Genomic DNA, 16,536 nt, shown 5'->3' on the forward strand with positions numbered 1-16,536 from the left:
GAGTCTCGTCCGCAGCGGCTCAGGCGAGCCCGACGCGGCGGCCCTGCGCGTCGACGACCGGCTCGCCATCCTCCTTGACGAACTCGCCCTGCTGCGCGGGCAGCAGCTCGAGCACCGCCTCGGAGGGCCGGCACAGGCGGACGCCCTTCGGGCTGACCACGAGCGGCCGGTTGAGCAGGATCGGGTGCGCCGCGATGGCGTCGAGGAGCTGGTCGTCGCTGAGCGCGGGATCGCCCAGCCCGAGTTCGGCGTAGGGCGTGCCCTTCTCGCGCAGGGCGTCGCGCACCGAGAGGCCGGCGCGGGCCAGGAGCTGCTTGAGCAGCGCCCGCGCGGGCGGGGTCTTCAGGTACTCGACGACGTGGGGCTCGATGCCGGCGTTGCGAATCATCGCCAGGGTGTTGCGCGAGGTGCCGCAATCCGGGTTGTGGTAGATCACCACGTCGATGGCGCGATCAGGCATGGTCCACGTCCTTCGTGTTGGGGCCGCAGGCCGACAGGGCGGCCAGCGCCCGCGCGCAGACCTCCGGGTGACCCTGGCAGCAATCCGTCATCAGAAATTCGACCAGCCCGGATAGGACCGGATAGGCGACGCTGTAGATGATCGAGCGCCCCGCCCGCCGGGAGCCGATCAGTCCCGCCTGCTGCAGCTCCTTCAGATGGAAGGAGATGGTGGAGGCGGAGACCCCGATGGCGTTGGCGAGCGCCCCCGAGGCCATGCCGTCCGGGCCGGCCTTCACCAGCGCCCGGAGCGCCCGCAACCGGTGCTCCTGGCCCAGGGCCATGAAGGCCGCGAGGGCTTGCGACTCGTCCATTTTCGTTTCAACATTCAAACGATCGTGCGATCATACGAGAAAGCGTGCCCGTGAACAAGCCTGCGCAACCCTTCGCCGACGGGATCCCGAACCTGAGCCGGCCGCATTTCGCGGTGCCGACCTCCGGTCAGCTCGCGGTGGCGCAACCCTTCGCGCACCCGCCGCGCTTCCTGATCCTCTACGGCTCGCTGCGGGCGCGCTCGTTCAGCCGCTTCCTCGCCTACGAGGCGGCCCGCCTCCTCGAAGCCATGGGCGGCGAGGTCCGGATCTACGACGCGCACGGCCTGCCGCTGCCCGACGATTCCACCGCCGACCACCCGAAGGTGCAGGAGCTGCGCGCGCTCTCGCTCTGGTCGGAGGGGCAGGTCTGGGTCTCGCCGGAGCGGCACGGCAACCTCACCGGCGTGATGAAGAGCCAGATCGACTGGCTGCCGCTCAGCGAGGGATCGGTGCGCCCGACGCAAGGGCGCACGCTCGCGGTGATGCAGGTCTCGGGCGGCTCGCAGAGCTTCAACGCGGTCAACAGCCTGCGCCTGCTCGGCCGCTGGATGCGGATGATCACCATCCCCAATCAGTCCTCGGTGCCGATGGCCTACAAGGAATTCGACGAGGCCGGCCGGATGAAGCCGGGGCCGCTCTACGAGCGCGTGGTCGATGTCTGCGAGGAGCTGATGAAGTTCACGCTGCTGACCCGGGAGCGGGCCGGGTATCTCGTCGATCGCTACAGCGAGCGCAAGGAGCGGGCGCCGGACCGGCTGCAGGACGTGGCGGCCGATATCGGCATCGGGAAGCCGTGACATGGACGGCGCGGCCTACTCGGCCGGGGAGGCGCGCTCTAGCTAGGACAGCGACCGGCCCCGCCGGCCATGTCCGTTTCCGCAGAGGGCGTCGCGACGGCCCTCGCTCCGACAGAGGGATAGCCGCCTGATGGAATACCTGCACACCATGGTCCGGGTGGCCGATCTCGATCGCGCGCTCGCCTTCTACGTCGACGCGTTCGGCCTGAAGGAGGTCCGCCGGGTCGAGAACGAGAAGGGCCGCTTCACCCTGGTCTTCCTGGCCGCCCCCGGGGATGTCGAGCGGGCGCAGGCGACCAAGTCGCCGCTGCTCGAACTGACCTACAACTGGGACCCGGAGACCTATACGGGCGGGCGCAATTTCGGCCACCTCGCCTATCAGGTCGATGACATCTACGCCTTCTGCGCCGAGCTCCAGGACAAGGGCGTGACCATCAACCGTCCGCCCCGCGACGGCTACATGGCCTTCGTGAAGTCGCCGGACGGGATCTCCATCGAGATCCTGCAGAAGGGCTCGGCCAAGGAGCCGCAGGAGCCGTGGGCGTCGATGGAGAATACCGGCAGCTGGTAAAGACCCCGGCGCCCTTGACCCGGACGGCGGTGCGGGCCCATCTGCCCGCGGATCAGCCGGCCGGGCGGCCGCTCCGGACGCATCAGCGTCCGGGGAGGAAAGTCCGGGCTCCATGGAGAGACGGTGCCGGATAACGTCCGGCGGGGGTGACCCCAGGGACAGTGCCACAGAAAGCAGACCGCCCCGGATGCGTCCGGGGTCAGGGTGAAAGGGTGCGGTAAGAGCGCACCGCGGACGCGGCAACGCGGACGGCACGGCAAACCCCACCGGGAGCAAGACCGAATAGGGGCGGCGCGCCCTTCGCGAGAAGGGCAGGCCCGCTCTCCAGGCCAGTCGCCCGGGTTGGTTGCTCGAGGCGGTCGGCAACGACCGTCCCAGAGGAATGGCCGCCACGTCGGCGCGCGCGAGCGCTCCGGCCTTACAGAACCCGGCTTATAGGCCGGCTGATCCCACCGCCCCCGGAACCCCGCCACGCTGCGCGTGCCCGCGCTTTGCCGGGCGGCGCAAGGCGCGGATTTCGCGCGCGGCAAAAACCTTCGGTTAACCGTACCGGGGTCAGATCGGTCGGCTCGCCAGCGCCAGGCTCGCGCGTTGACGATCCTCCGAGGCCCATGATACCCGGCATCCTCCCGTCAACGGCGTGTATCGGATCGCCGGGCGTAACCTGCACTGGTGCAGGTCCCGTCCGTGCGCGGCGTTTCGCGCGCTCTGCATCCGGTGCCGTTCCCGTCACGCGCGCCGCGCTCGCGCGGCCCGGCACAGGGCACCATGAGACGCACGAGCCGCATCCGCGCCGGAATTCCCGGATCGCGTCGAAACACCGATTGTCCCGGCGCCGGCCCGGCGAGGCGCGCATGATTCGGCGCCGCCCCCCGGCCGAGATCGCGGCCGCCGCGCGCTGCGATGGCCCGGTCTCCACCCAGCCCCACGTGCCGGTGCTGCTCGACGAGGTCGTCGAGTCGCTCAAGCTCGACGGCGGCCTGGCCGTCGACGGCACCTTCGGGGCCGGCGGCTACACCCGTGCGCTGCTGGCCGCCGACCCGACGCTGCAGGTGATCGCCATCGACCGCGACCCGCAGGCGATCGCGAACGGCCAGACCCTGGTCGGCGAGGCGGGCGGGCGCCTGCGCCTCGTGCCCGGCCGGTTCGGCGACCTCGACGCGCTGCTCGGCGAGGCCGGCGAGGCCAAGGCCGACCGGGTCGTGCTCGATATCGGCGTCTCGTCGATGCAGCTCGACGCGCCGGAGCGCGGCTTCTCGTTCCGCAACGACGGCCCCCTCGACATGCGCATGGGCAATGACGGCCCGAGCGCCGCCGACATCGTCAACGAGGCCGACGAGACCGTGCTCGCCGACATCATCTACCATTACGGCGAGGAGCGGCGCTCGCGCGCCGTGGCCCGGACCATCCACGAGGCCCGCCGCCGCGGCCGGATCGAGACCACCGCCCAGCTCGCCGAGCTCGTGGCCAGCGTGGTCTGGAGCGAGCCCGGCAGCCACATCCACCCGGCGACCCGGACCTTCCAGGGCCTGCGGATCGCCGTCAACGATGAGCTCGGCGAGCTGGTGCGCGCGCTCCACGCCGCCGAGCGGGTCCTGGCGCCCGGCGGGCGGCTCGCCGTGGTGACGTTCCATTCGCTGGAAGACCGGATCGTCAAGCAGTTCTTCGCCGCACGCAGCGGCCGCTCCGCCCAGGGCTCGCGCCACCTGCCGGGCGGCCAGACCGAGACGATCCGGAGCTTCCGGCTCGTCACCAAGGGGCCGGTCCTGCCGGGCGAGGCCGAGACCGCGCGCAACCCGCGTGCCCGCTCGGCCAAGCTCCGGGCCGCCGAACGCACCGAATCCGAGACGCCCGAACCGCTCGCCGCGCTCCACGCGCTGGCGAGCCTGCCCGAAGCCGCCCGCGGGGGCCATCGCCGATGATCCGCCTGCTGAACCTCCTGGCGGTCGCCGGCCTCGTGGCCTCGGCGATCTACGCCTACTCGATCAAGTACGACACGCTCTACCAGGGCGGTCAGGTCTCCAAGCTGCAGACGGCGCTCCACAAGGAGCGGCAGGCGATCGCGGTGCTGCGCGCCGAGTGGCAGCTCCTGACCCGGCCGGACCGGCTGCAGGCGGCGGTGGACAAGCACCTCGCCCTGGAGCCGATCGGGACCAGCCACCTGGCTCGCCTGTCGGACCTGCCCGCCCGCCCGGAGCGCGGCGACGAGATCGGCCGGCTGCTCGCCGCGACCGCGACGCCCAAGGACAAGGGCAGCATCGAGCCGCGCACCACCGGCTCGATCACCCGCACCGTCACCACGACCCGCACCCCGAATACCGTTTCGAGGTAATCACCCGTGTCCGAAGACGCCGACCAGATCAGACACGCGGCCGCCGAGGTGCAGATCTCGGAGCACGACGCACCGGCTCACGACGCGGCGCATTACGCCGTGTCCGAGCAGGATGCCGCCGCGCTCGAGGCCGCCGCCCGGGCCCTGACGCCGGACCTGCGCGCCGCCCGCGCCAAGGCGTTCGTGCGGAGCATGTTCCGGCTCGCCATCGAGCGCTCGCATATGCGCGTCGCCCTGGTCGGGCTGGTCTTCGTCATGGTGTTCGGCACGATCTCGGCCAAGCTCCTGATGATGGCCGTGTTCGGCGATCCGCCCAGCCAGGAGCACCGGGTCGCGGCCGCCTCCTCGACGGCGTTCCGGCCCGACATCGTCGACCGCAACGGCGAGATCCTGGCCACCGACATCCGCACCGTCTCGGTCTTCGCCGAGCCCGGCAACATCTACGACAAGGACGAGGCGGTGGAGCTGCTCACCGCGGTCCTGCCGGAGCTCAACGCCTCGGAGCTGCGCGCCAAGCTGTCCTCCCGCAAGGACAAGAAGGGTGCCGGCTTCGTCTGGGTGAAGCGCGAGCTGACCCCGAAGCAGCAGGCCGAGGTCCACCGGCTCGGCATCCCGGGCATCGGCTTCCTGCCCGACCACAAGCGGGTCTATCCGAACGGCACCGCCGCGGCCCACATCCTGGGCGCGACCAACCTCGACGGCGTCGGCATCGCCGGCATCGAGAAGTACATCGATTCGACCGGGCTCCAGGCGCTCAACAGCTTCGGGCTGGTCAGCAAGCAGGCCGACCTCAAGCCGGTGCAGCTCTCCATCGACCTGCGCGCCCAGTTCGCGGTGCGCGACGAGCTGGCCTGGGGCATCGACCACTTCAAGGCCAAGGCCGGCGCCTCCATGATCCTCGACGTCAAGACCGGCGAGGTGATCGCCCTGGTCTCGATGCCGGACTTCGACCCGAACGACCCGAAGGACGCGCTCTCGCCCGACCGCATCAACCGCATGAATGTCGGCGTCTACGAGATGGGCTCGACCTTCAAGGCGATGACCCTCGCCATGGCGCTCGATTCCGGCAAGTACAACGTCAACTCGACCTTCGACACCCGCGGCGGCGTGCTGAACTGGGGCCGGCAGAAGATCCACGAGTATCACGGCACCAACCGGGTCATCACCATGCCGGAGGTGTTCACGCATTCCTCCAACATCGGCTCGGCCAAGATGGCGCTCGGCGTCGGGGTCGCCGGCCACAAGGCGTTCCTGAAGAAGATGGGCCTGCTCGACCGGCTGCGGACCGAGCTGCCCGAGAGCGCGGCCCCGATCGTCCCGTCCCGCTGGAGCGAGATCAACACGATCACCATCGCGTTCGGCCACGGCATCGCGGTGGCGCCGATCCAGGCGGCGGCCGCGGTGGCGGCGATCGCCAATGGCGGCGACCTGATCACCCCGACCTTCCTCAAGGCCGCGCCCGACGACAAGGCGCGCGCCACGCACGTCCTGTCGGGCCTGACCTCCGAGGCGATGCGCTACATCATGCGCCTGAACGCCGCCGAGGGCTCGGCCAAGAAGGCGTCGGTCCCGTACTACTTCGTCGGCGGCAAGACCGGCACGGCCGAGAAGGTGATCGGCGGCCGCTACATCCACAACCGCCTGTTCACCACCTTCATGGCGGCGGCGCCGATGAACGATCCGAAATACCTGTTCGTCACGATCATGGACGAGCCGCAGGGCCTGCCGGAATCGGGCGGCTACGCCACCGCGGCCTGGAACTCGGGCGTGGTGACCGGCAAGGTGATCGAGCGCGTAGCCCCGATCCTCGGCCTGCCGCCGCAATTCGAGCCGCCGGTGCGGCCGTTCCCCCAGATGGTCAAGCTCAACGCCTACCACGTCAACCAGCTGGGCGGCCCATGATGGTGCAGCGATGAGCGCCCGGCTCGCCGATCTCTTCCCGGAGGCTGCCGGCCCGGCCGCCGACCTCACCGTGTCGGCGCTGACCGCCGACAGCCGGAAGGTCGTGCCGGGCGGCGTGTTCGTCGCCGTGCCGGGCACGCAGGCCGACGGCCGGCTGTTCGCCGCCCAGGCCGCCGGACGCGGCGCCGTCGCAGTCTCCGGGGAGGGGGATCGTCCCGCCGACCTGCCCGAGGCGGTGGCGTGGATCGCGGTTCCGGATGCTCGCCGGGCGCTGGCGCTCGCCGCCGCACGGCTCGCGGGTGCGCAGCCCGGGACCGTGGTGGCGGTCACCGGCACGGCGGGCAAGAGTTCGGTGGCGGACTTCGTCCGCCAGATCCTGGCCCGGCTCGGCCGCGACGCCGCGAGCCTCGGCACCGTCGGGATCGTCACGAATCGCGGCGCGGAATACGGCTCGCTCACCACCCCCGACCCGGTGACGCTGCACCAGACCCTGGCGCGGCTCGCCCGGGAGGGCGTCACGGAACTCGCCATGGAGGCGTCCTCGCACGGGATCGAGCAGCGGCGCCTCGACGGCGTGCGGCTCACGGCTGCGGGCTTCACCAATCTCGGCCGGGACCACCTCGACTACCACGCGAGCATCGAGGAGTACCTCGCGGCCAAGCTGCGCCTGTTCACCGACCTGCTGCCGGACGGCTGCCCGGCGATCGTCAACGCCGACGGCGCCTATGCCGACCGGGTGATCGCCGCGTCCGAGGGCGCCGGGCGGCCGGTGCGCACGGTCGGGCGCGGGGGCCGGCATATTCGGCTGGTCTCGGCGACGACGGAGGGTTTCGCCCAGGCCGTGACGCTCTCGCATGACGGCGCGACCCGGACGGTACGCCTGCCCCTGGTCGGCGAGTTCCAGATCGAGAACGCCCTGGTGGCGGCGGGCCTGGTGCTCGCCACCCCGGCAGGGGCCGCCGATCCGGACGGCGTGTTCGCGGCCCTCGACCACCTCACCGGCGTTCCGGGCCGAATGGAGCGGGTCGGCGAGGCGCGGGGCGGCCTGTGCCTGGTCGATTACGCGCACAAGCCCGAGGCCCTGGAGAGCGTGCTGGGCGCGTTGCGGCCGTTCGCGTCCGGCCGCCTCATGGTGGTGTTCGGCTGCGGCGGCGACCGCGACCGGGGCAAGCGGCCGATCATGGGGGCGATCGCCGCGCGGCTGGCCGACGTCGTGATCGTCACCGACGACAACCCGCGCTCCGAAGATCCGTCGGCGATCCGCCGGGCGATCCGCGAAGCCGCTCCGCAGGCCGAGGAAATCGGCGACCGCGCCGCGGCGATTCACGAAGCGGTGCGCCGCCTCGGACCCGGCGACGTGCTGGTCGTGGCCGGCAAAGGCCATGAAACCGGCCAGATCGTGGGAGATCGGACCCTGCCGTTCTCGGACCACGAGGTCCTGCGCGCCGCAATCGCCGAGGCCGCACGCTGATGGCGCGGCCGGATGGGGGACGGGGGCTGACCATGACTGCACTCTGGACCCGAGACGACCTCGAAGCCGCCACCGGCGGCCGGCTGATCGGCGAGGACCGCCCGATCGGCGGCGCGTCGATCGACACCCGCACGCTGGAGCCCGGCGACCTGTTCTTCGCCATCCGGGGCGAGGCGCGGGACGGCCACGACTTCGTCGCCGACGCGCTCAAGCGGGGAGCCGGCGCCGCGGTGGTGAGCGAGGCCCGCGCCGCCGACCTCTCGGCCCACGGCCCGGTGCTGGCGGTCCCGGATGCGGGCGCCGACCCGGTCCTGACCGCGATGACCCGCCTGGGCGAGGCCGCACGGGCGCGCACCGATGCCCAGGTGGTGGCGGTGACCGGCTCCGTCGGCAAGACCGGGACCAAGGAGGCCCTGCGCCACGTGCTGGCCGGGCAGGGCGAGACCCACGCCTCGGCGGCCTCCTACAACAACCATTGGGGCGTGCCCCTGACGCTCGCCCGGATGCCGCAGGCGACCCGCTACGGCGTGTTCGAGATCGGCATGAACCACCCGGCCGAGATCGTGCCGCTGACCGCCCAGGTCCGGCCCGACATCGCGCTGATCACCACGGTGGAGCCGGTCCATATCGAGCATTTCGCCTCGGTCTCGGCGATCGCGGACGCCAAGGGCGAGATCTTTTCAGGACTCGAGCCCGGGGGCGTGGCGATCATCAACCGCGACACCGCGACCTTCGAGCGGCTGCTCGCCCATGCGCGGGCGTCGCGCGCCGGCCGGGTGGTGAGCTTCGGCGAGCATCCGGAGGCGGATGTGCGCGCCCAGACGATCGTGCTCCGCCCCGACCTGTCGGTGGTCGACGCCGTCGTGATGGGGCAGCCGGTCACCTACAAGCTCGGCACCGCCGGACGGCACACGGCGCTGAACTCCCTCGGCGTGATGGCGGTCATCCACGCGCTCGGCGCCGACCTCGCCGAGGCGGCCCTGTCGCTCGCCGGGCTGGCCCCGCCGGTCGGGCGCGGCGAGCGCACCGCCCTCGAGATCGACGGCGGCACCGCCTACCTGGTCGACGAGAGCTACAACGCCAACCCGGCCTCGGTCCGGGCCGCGATCGCCACGCTCGCCGGCATCGAGACCGGACCGCGCGGCCGCCGCATCGCGGTGCTGGGCGACATGCTCGAGCTCGGCGCGGCCTCGCCCGACCTGCATCGCGGCCTCGCCGAGGCGATCGAGGCCGCCCGGATCGATCTGGTCTTCGCCTCCGGTCCGCTGATGCGCAACCTGTTCGAGGCGTTGCCGGTGAGCCGCCGCGGCGGCGTCGCCGACACCGCCGCCGACCTGATCGAGCCGCTGACCCGCAACCTCCGCTCCGGCGACGCCGTGATGGTCAAGGGATCGAACGGCAGCCGCATGGGGCGGATTGTCGAGGTCCTGAAAGCCCGCTACGCGGTCAACCCGGCCCGGCGCGGTCTCGCCGCCGCGCCGTGACCCACCCGATGATCGGCACGCCCGAGCGTTCGCGACGATCGGTGCCGCCCCCCGAAACCCGCGCCTGAACAAAAGGGGCCGAGCGCCCGGATGCTGTACCTTCTCTCGGAACTGAGCGGCACGTTCACGCCGTTCAACGTCTTCCGCTACATCACCTTCCGCACCGGCGGCGCGCTGTTCACGGCGGGCCTGTTCGTGTTCTGGTTCGGGCCGTGGATCATCTCCCTGCTGCGCCTGCGCCAGGGCAAGGGCCAGCCGATCCGCGAGGACGGGCCGCAGACCCATCTGCTGACCAAGCGCGGCACGCCGACCATGGGCGGCCTGATGATCCTGGCGGGGGCCGTCGTGGCGATCCTGCTCTGGGCCAATCCGCGCAATCACTACGTGTGGGTGACCCTGACCGTGACCCTCGGCTTCGGGGCGATCGGCTTCTACGACGACTATCTCAAGGTGACGAAGCAGTCGCACAAGGGCTTTTCCGGCAAGTTCCGGCTCTCGCTCGAGGCGCTGATCGCCATCGCGGCCTGCACGACCATCTCGATCTACTCGCCCGCCGCCCTCCAGAACCAGCTCGCCTTCCCGGTCTTCAAGGACGCGCTGCTGAACCTCGGCTGGTTCTACGCCCTGTTCGGGGCCTTCGTGATCGTCGGCGCCGGCAACGCCGTGAACATGACCGACGGCCTCGACGGCCTGGCGATCGTGCCGGTGATGATCGCCTGCGGCACGTTCGGGATCATCGCGTATCTCGTCGGCAACTCGTTCACCGCGAGCTATCTGCAGGTGAACTACGTCCGCGACACCGGCGAGCTCGCCGTCGTCTGCGGCGCGGTGATCGGCGCCGGCCTCGGCTTCCTCTGGTTCAACGCGCCGCCGGCGCAGATCTTCATGGGGGATACCGGCTCGCTGGCGCTGGGCGGCCTGCTCGGCGCGGTGGCGGTGGCGACCAAGCACGAGATCGTCCTGGCGATCGTCGGCGGCCTGTTCGTCCTCGAGATGATGTCGGTGATCATCCAGGTCGCGTCGTTCAAGCTCACCGGCAAGCGCGTCTTCCGGATGGCGCCGATCCACCACCATTTCGAGCAGAAGGGCTGGAAGGAGCCGCAGGTCGTGATCCGGTTCTGGATCATCGCGGTGATCCTGGCGCTCGCCGGCCTGGCGACCCTGAAGCTGCGCTGAGAAGATGTGTTAGAAGTATCCCACGAAGGCCGATCCCAAACGGGCCCTCATCCTGAGGTGCGGCCGCGAAGCGGGCGCCGCGAAGGAGCCCTCCAGAAGGCCGCGTGATCCTGGGGGCCTCCTTCGAGGCCCGCTGGCGCGGGCACCTCAGGATGAGGAGGTTGGGTGGGATCGGCGATGTTGCCACGTTGAATTGAGTTTCCCATGACACCCGTCACCGTCTTCGCGGGCCAGAAGGTCGCCCTGTTCGGGCTCGGCGGCTCGGGGCTGGCCACCGCCAACGCGCTGAAGGCCGGCGGCGCCGAGGTGATCGCCTGGGACGACAATGCCGACAGCGTCGCGCGTGCGCGGGAGGCGGGGATCGGCACGCAGGATCTGCGCGAGGCCGAGTGGTCCGGCTTCGCGGCCCTGGTGCTCAGCCCCGGCGTGCCCCTGACCCATCCCGAGCCGCACTGGACCGTCCGGCTGGCGCGCGAGGCCGGGATCGAGATCATCGGCGATATCGAGCTGTTCTGCCGGGAGCGCCGGGCGCGGGCGCCCGAGGCGCCGTTCGTGGCGATCACCGGCACCAACGGCAAGTCGACCACCACGGCGCTGATCGCCCACGTGCTGGCCCAGGCCGGGCGCGACGTGCAGATGGGCGGCAATATCGGCACCGCCATCCTGTCGCTGCAGCCGCCGGATACCGGCCGCGTCCACGTGATCGAGATGTCGTCGTTCCAGATCGACCTGACCCCGGGCCTCGACCCGACGGTCGGCGTGCTGATGAACATCACGCCGGACCATCTCGACCGCCACGGCACCATGGAGCAATACGCCGCCATCAAGGAGCGCCTGATCGCCGGCGCCGGCCTGGCGGTGGTCGGCATCGATGACGGCCCGAGCCGGGCGATCGCCGAGCGGCGCGCGGGCGGCCTCGTGCGGGTCCACGTGCCCACCGGCGACGCCCTCTGCACCGACGCCCTGACCGTGCGCGACGGCATCGTCCGCGATCCCGACGGCACGGCGCTCGCCGACGTCAACGGCATCGGCTCGCTGCGCGGGGCGCACAATTGGCAGAACGCCGCCGTCGCGGTGGCGGTGGCCCGGGCCCTCGGCCTCACCGGCGAGGCGATCCAGGCCGGCCTGTCCTCGTTCCCGGGGCTGCCGCACCGGATGGAGGAGGTCGGACGGCGCGGCGCCGTGCTGTTCGTCAACGATTCGAAGGCGACCAACGCGGATTCCACCGAGAAGGCGCTGACCGCCTTCCGGGATATCCACTGGATCCTCGGCGGCAAGGCCAAGGAGGGCGGGATCTTTCCGCTGGTACCGTATTTCCAGCGGGTCGCCCATGCCTACCTGATCGGCGCGGCCTCGGACGCCTTCGCGGCGACCCTCGAAGGCGTCGTGCCCTACACCCGCTGCGAGACCCTCGAGGTCGCGGTCCCCAAGGCCGCCGAGAACGCCGCCGCTTCGGGCGCCCCGGAGCCGGTGGTGCTGCTCTCGCCGGCCTGCGCCTCCTACGACCAGTTCCGCAATTTCGAGATCCGCGGCGACCGGTTCCGGGAGCTGGTGCGGGCGCTGCCCTGAGGGGCGCCAAGGGCCGTCATCGACGCCCGAACGCTGCCCGTCATTCCAGGATGCCGTAGGCGCGCTTCGAATCCGGAGCCGCCGACGGCGCAAGGTCGTGCTCGACCTATGTTTCCAGGGTTCGGGCTCCGCGTCGCGGCCCCGGCAAGGCGGCGTGCTGGGTCCCGGCGTCGCCGCAAGGACGAGCAATCACGCCATCGCGCAGGTTCGAAGACCATCGTCCAGCCTGCGATTGCCCTGAGACGGCATCCCCGTCAGCGCGCCAGCACCTTGGCGGCGTCCCGGGTGGTGCCGACCGCCTCGGAGACGTCGGCCACCGCCTGCACGATCGCCCCGATATTGCCGGTGATCGCCGTGACCGCGCCGGCGGCGCTCTGCATGCTCTCGGCGAGGTCGCGGGTCACCGCGCTCTGCTCCTCGATCGCCGCCGCGGTGGTCACCACGGTCTCGCGCATCACCGAGACCGAGGTCCCGATCGAGCCGAGCGCCGAGACCACCTCCTGCGAGACCTGCTGCACGCTCGCGATCTCGCCGTTGATCTGCCCGGTGGCGCGGGCCGCCTGATCGGCGAGCGCCTTCACCTCGGAGGCGACCACCGCGAAGCCGCGGCCGGCCTCGCCGGCACGCGCCGCCTCGATGGTCGCGTTGAGCGCCAGCAGGTTGATCTGGCCGGCGATGCTCTGGATCAGGCCGACGATGCTCGACATCGCCGTCGCGCTGTCGGCGAGCCGCTTGGTGTGGCCGTCGGCGTCCCGCACGCAGGCATAGGCGGTGTCGGTGGCGCTCTGGGAGCGCACGATGCTCTGGGACATCTCGGCGACGGAGGCGGCCAGCTCCTCGGCCGCGGCCGCGACGGTCTGAACGTTGCCCGAGGTCGAATCCGCCGCCGAGGAGGCCAGCCGGGCGGCATCGGTGGAGTGCAGGACCGCGTGCTCAATCGCGCCGAAATTGGTGTCGATCAGCTTCCGGAGATCGGCGAGCAGGCGGACCTGCTCGGTGATGTCGGTGGCGAATTTCACCACCTTGTAGGGGCGGCCGGCGGCGTCGAGGATCGGGTTGTAGGAGGCCTGGATCCAGACCTCGCGCCCGTCCTTGCCGAGGCGCCGGAACTGCGCGGCCTGATAGGTGCCGTTCCGCAGCGCCGCCCAGAACACCCGGTAGGCTTCGCTGTCGCGATAGGCAGGCTCGACGAACAGGCTGTGGTGCCGGCCGACCACCTCGTCCCGCCCGTAGCCCATCGCGGCCAGGAAGTTGTCGTTGGCCTCGATCACCATCCCGTCGAGGTCGAACGCGATCACCGCCTGGACCTTGTGGATCGCCGCGATCTGGCCGGCGCGGTCGGCCTCCTCGGTGCGCTGCCGGGTGATGTCGGTGGCGAACTTCACCACCTTGTAGGGCCGCCCCCGAGCGTCGAGCATCGGATTGTAGGACGCCTCGATCCAGATCGGCCGGCCGCCGCGGCCGACCCGCCGGAACTGGCCGGACTCGAAGCCGCCGGCGCGCAGGCGATCCCAGAACGCCCGGTATTCCGCGGAATCCCGGTAATCCGGATCGACGAACAGGCTGTGGTGCTGGCCGACCACCTCCGGCAGGGTGTAGCCGACCGCGTCGAGGAAATTGGTATTCGCCGAGAGGATGCGGCCGTCGAGATCGAACTCGATCATCCCCTGCACGCGGTCGAGGGCGGCCAGCTTCGCGGACGTTTCACGAGCCTTCAGGGCAGCGAACATGGCGGACCGACTTCTGCTGTGGGGAGATTGGGCCTGGCGCGGCGGCGCGCGACGGGCCGCTTCCAGAACCTGATGGCGATGCACCTCAAGGTTGCGTGGCGAGGATTAACATTCGATGACATCGGCCACAGTACAGGGCGGTCAAATACGGTAGCTCCCCGCGGCCGCGGAAGCGCCGCCCGCCGCTGGGCCGCCCGGCCATAAGGCTCCGTTTACCATTCCCCCACAGGATCGGCCCGACCCACGCGGACCGGCCTCCGTGTGGCCTGGAGTCGTTGCCCGGCATGATCTCACGCGCGGAACGCACACCCCTCACCGACTGGTGGTGGACGGTGGACCGCGGGCTGCTCGCAGCGCTGTTCGCGCTGATGGTGGCCGGCCTGGTCTTCCTGATGGGCGGCGGCCCGCCGGTCGCCGAGCGCATCGGCCTGCCGACCTTCTACTTCCTCAACCGGCAGGCGCTCTACCTGGCGCCGACCATCCTGCTGATCTGCGCGGTGTCGTTCCTGTCCCTGCGCGGGGTCCGGCGGCTGGCGCTGGTCACCTGGATCTGCGGCGTCGCGCTGTGCCTGCTCGCCGGCAAGTTCGGCCCGGAGATCAAGGGCGCGCATCGCTGGATCCAGTTCGGGCCGATCGGCCTGCAGCCGTCGGAATTCGTCAAGCCGGCCTTCGTGGTCGTGGCCGCCTGGGCCTTCTCGGAGGGCGCGCAGCGCCGCGACATGCCGGGCGGCTTCCTGGCGATGCTGCTCCTGCCGGTCACCATCGTGCCGCTGCTGCTCCAGCCGGATTTCGGCCAGACCATGCTGATCACCATGGTGTGGTGCGCGCTGTTCTTCGTCGCCGGCCTGCACCTGATCTGGGTGGCGCTGCTCGGCGTGCTCGGGCTCGGCGGCGTGTTCGCGGCCTACCTGTTCTTCCACCACGTCCGCGAGCGCTTCAACAAGTTCCTCGACCGCGATTCCGGCGGCGGCTTCCAGGATTTCTGGTCGCGGGAATCGTTTCGCTCCGGCGGCTGGTTCGGCACCGGCCCGGGGGAGGGGGTGGCCAAGCGGCACCTTCCGGACGCACATACCGACTTCATCTTCTCCGTCACCGGCGAGGAGTTCGGCGTGATCGTCTGCCTGTGCCTCGTGGCCCTGTTCGCCTTCATCGTGCTGCGCGGCCTCAAGCTGGCGCGGCGCACCGACGACACCTTCTCGCGCCTGGCGATCACCGGCCTGACCACCCTGTTCGGATTGCAGGCCTGCATCAACATGGCGGTGAACACGCAGCTGATGCCGGCCAAGGGCATGACCCTGCCGTTCGTCTCCTTCGGCGGCTCGTCGATGATCTCCCTGGCGCTCGGCACCGGCTTCCTGGTCGCCCTGACCCGCAAGCGCCCGCGCACCGTCCTGCTGAGCCAGAAGCCCCCCGGCACCGCCTCGGCCACCGTCGCCGGAGTGATGCGGTGACCGTCTTCACCCCCACGATCCTGCTCTGTGCCGGCGGCACCGGCGGGCACCTGTTCCCGGCCGAGAGCCTCGCCCACGCCCTGCGCGCCCGGGGCATCCGGGTGGCGCTCGCCACCGACGCCCGGGTCGACGCGATCTCGAGCGAGTTCCCGGCCTCCGAGGTGGTCACGATCGCCTCGGCCACGCCGTCGGGCCGTTCGCCGCTGAAGCGGGCCGCCGCCGTGCTCACGCTGGGCCGCGGCTTCGGCGTCGCCGCCAAGGAGATCCGCCGGATCAACCCGGCCGCGATCGTCGGCTTCGGCGGCTACCCGACCGTGCCGCCGGTGCTCGCCGGCCAGATCCTGCGGGTGCCGACGGTGCTGCACGAGCAGAACGCCGTGATGGGCCGGGCCAACGCCTTCCTGGCGCGGGGCGCCCGGACCATCGCCACCGGCTTCAAGGACGTCCGCGGCGTGCCCGACAAGGCGCGCGCCCCACGGATCCACACCGGCAACCCGCTTCGCCCGGCGGTGATCGAGGCGGCCGGGATCCCGTATCCCGCCTTCGGCGCCGGCGATGCCTTGCAGCTCCTGGTGTTCGGCGGCAGCCAGGGCGCCCGGGTCATGGGCGAGGTCGTGCCCGAGGCGATCGAGCGCCTGCCCGCCGACCTGAGAGCCCGCCTGCACCTCGTCCAGCAGGTCCGGCCCGAGGACCTGACGGCGGTGCAGAACCGCTACCTCGCCATGGGCCTCGCCGGGATCGAGGCGGCGCCGTTCTTCAAGGACCTGCCGGCCCGCATGGCCGCCAGCCACTTGGTGGTCTCGCGCTCGGGCGCCTCGACGGTGTCGGAACTCGCGGCGATCGGCCGGCCCTCGATCCTGGTGCCGCTGCCCGGCGCCCTCGACCAGGACCAGGCCGCCAACGCCGCGACCCTCGACGCGATCGGCGCGGCGCTCGCCCTGAAGCAGACCGCCTTCACCCCGGATCGCCTCGCCGCCGAGCTGGTCGCGTGCTTCGCGACGCCGGCAAAATTGACCGCGGCGGCCGATGCGGCCAGAAGCGCAGGCATTCACGATGCCGCCGAGCGGCTGGCCGAGGTCGTCATCGAGACGGCCCGCCGCTTGTAGCAAGGGGGTTTCCAAAGGGCAGAGCCCTTTGGCGGGGTGTCGGGGCGCAGCCCCTGAGACCGGCGGGCCCCGCCCGCACCCGCGAAAGGTCACGGACCTTTCGAAACCATGACGTTACGAAAGGTACGACGACAG

14 protein-coding genes and 1 other RNA gene are annotated in these 16,536 nt (G+C 71.1%); 12 read left to right on the forward strand and 3 right to left on the reverse strand.

Features of this window, described 5'->3' with window-relative positions; all coding sequences use genetic code 11:
* Positions 1–19: 19 nt before the first annotated feature.
* Both arsC and BMZ47_RS17820 read right to left on the reverse strand, forming a co-directional pair.
* Positions 20–460, reverse strand: a complete 441-nt coding sequence (gene arsC / locus BMZ47_RS17815) for an arsenate reductase (glutaredoxin) (RefSeq protein WP_208601068.1) — start codon at positions 458–460, stop codon at positions 20–22.
* Positions 453–812, reverse strand: coding sequence for an ArsR/SmtB family transcription factor (locus tag BMZ47_RS17820; protein ID WP_091863642.1), 360 nt, complete (start codon positions 810–812; stop codon positions 453–455). Before BMZ47_RS17820 ends, arsC begins: the two co-directional genes overlap by 8 nt.
* Positions 813–862: 50 nt before the next feature.
* Between BMZ47_RS17820 and arsH the strand changes: the two genes are divergently transcribed.
* The 10 genes from arsH (at position 863) to murD (ending at position 12,114) form a co-directional block, all read left to right on the forward strand.
* Positions 863–1,609 carry an arsenical resistance protein ArsH gene (arsH, locus tag BMZ47_RS17825; protein WP_091863643.1) on the forward strand — a complete coding sequence of 249 codons (747 nt, stop codon included), beginning with the start codon at positions 863–865 and terminating at the stop codon, positions 1,607–1,609.
* A 130-nt stretch (positions 1,610–1,739) separates the two neighbouring features.
* Positions 1,740–2,180 carry a VOC family protein gene (locus BMZ47_RS17830; RefSeq protein WP_091863644.1) on the forward strand — a complete coding sequence of 147 codons (441 nt, stop codon included), beginning with the start codon at positions 1,740–1,742 and terminating at the stop codon, positions 2,178–2,180.
* Positions 2,181–2,232: 52 nt separating this feature from the next.
* Positions 2,233–2,631: RNase P RNA component class A (gene rnpB, locus BMZ47_RS17835), an RNA gene on the forward strand.
* A 403-nt stretch (positions 2,632–3,034) separates the two neighbouring features.
* Positions 3,035–4,102 (forward strand): 16S rRNA (cytosine(1402)-N(4))-methyltransferase RsmH, encoded by a 1,068-nt coding sequence (gene rsmH, locus BMZ47_RS17840; protein WP_230367378.1) that lies wholly within the window; start codon positions 3,035–3,037, stop codon positions 4,100–4,102.
* A complete protein-coding gene (ftsL, locus tag BMZ47_RS17845) occupies positions 4,099–4,512 on the forward strand; it encodes a cell division protein FtsL (protein WP_091863645.1) in 414 nt (137 codons plus the stop codon). The genes rsmH and ftsL overlap by 4 nt, the downstream gene beginning before the upstream one ends.
* A gap of 6 nt (positions 4,513–4,518) precedes the next feature.
* Positions 4,519–6,414 (forward strand): peptidoglycan D,D-transpeptidase FtsI family protein, encoded by a 1,896-nt coding sequence (locus BMZ47_RS17850; protein ID WP_007562313.1) that lies wholly within the window; start codon positions 4,519–4,521, stop codon positions 6,412–6,414.
* A 10-nt stretch (positions 6,415–6,424) separates the two neighbouring features.
* Positions 6,425–7,885 carry a UDP-N-acetylmuramoyl-L-alanyl-D-glutamate--2,6-diaminopimelate ligase gene (locus BMZ47_RS17855; RefSeq protein ID WP_091863646.1) on the forward strand — a complete coding sequence of 487 codons (1,461 nt, stop codon included), beginning with the start codon at positions 6,425–6,427 and terminating at the stop codon, positions 7,883–7,885.
* Positions 7,886–7,917: 32 nt separating this feature from the next.
* Positions 7,918–9,369, forward strand: coding sequence for a UDP-N-acetylmuramoylalanyl-D-glutamyl-2,6-diaminopimelate--D-alanyl-D-alanine ligase (locus BMZ47_RS17860; RefSeq protein WP_091863647.1), 1,452 nt, complete (start codon positions 7,918–7,920; stop codon positions 9,367–9,369).
* 90 nt (positions 9,370–9,459) lie between these two features.
* Positions 9,460–10,545, forward strand: a complete 1,086-nt coding sequence (gene mraY, locus BMZ47_RS17865; RefSeq protein ID WP_007562319.1) for a phospho-N-acetylmuramoyl-pentapeptide-transferase — start codon at positions 9,460–9,462, stop codon at positions 10,543–10,545.
* A 204-nt stretch (positions 10,546–10,749) separates the two neighbouring features.
* A complete protein-coding gene (gene murD / locus BMZ47_RS17870) occupies positions 10,750–12,114 on the forward strand; it encodes a UDP-N-acetylmuramoyl-L-alanine--D-glutamate ligase (protein WP_091863648.1) in 1,365 nt (454 codons plus the stop codon).
* Positions 12,115–12,368: 254 nt separating this feature from the next.
* Here the strand turns inward: murD and BMZ47_RS17875 are convergent, their stop codons facing one another.
* A complete protein-coding gene (locus BMZ47_RS17875) occupies positions 12,369–13,844 on the reverse strand; it encodes a methyl-accepting chemotaxis protein (RefSeq protein WP_091863649.1) in 1,476 nt (491 codons plus the stop codon).
* A gap of 284 nt (positions 13,845–14,128) precedes the next feature.
* On the opposite strand from BMZ47_RS17875, the gene BMZ47_RS17880 reads away from it, so the two are divergent.
* Both BMZ47_RS17880 and murG read left to right on the forward strand, forming a co-directional pair.
* Positions 14,129–15,295 carry an FtsW/RodA/SpoVE family cell cycle protein gene (locus BMZ47_RS17880; RefSeq protein ID WP_007562323.1) on the forward strand — a complete coding sequence of 389 codons (1,167 nt, stop codon included), beginning with the start codon at positions 14,129–14,131 and terminating at the stop codon, positions 15,293–15,295.
* A complete protein-coding gene (gene murG, locus BMZ47_RS17885; protein ID WP_091863650.1) occupies positions 15,292–16,401 on the forward strand; it encodes an undecaprenyldiphospho-muramoylpentapeptide beta-N-acetylglucosaminyltransferase in 1,110 nt (369 codons plus the stop codon). The genes BMZ47_RS17880 and murG overlap by 4 nt, the downstream gene beginning before the upstream one ends.
* The last annotated feature ends 135 nt before the right edge of the window (positions 16,402–16,536 follow it).

Origin of the sequence: Methylobacterium brachiatum (assembly GCF_900113845.1) — a bacterium.
Lineage (GTDB): Bacteria > Pseudomonadota > Alphaproteobacteria > Rhizobiales > Beijerinckiaceae > Methylobacterium > Methylobacterium brachiatum.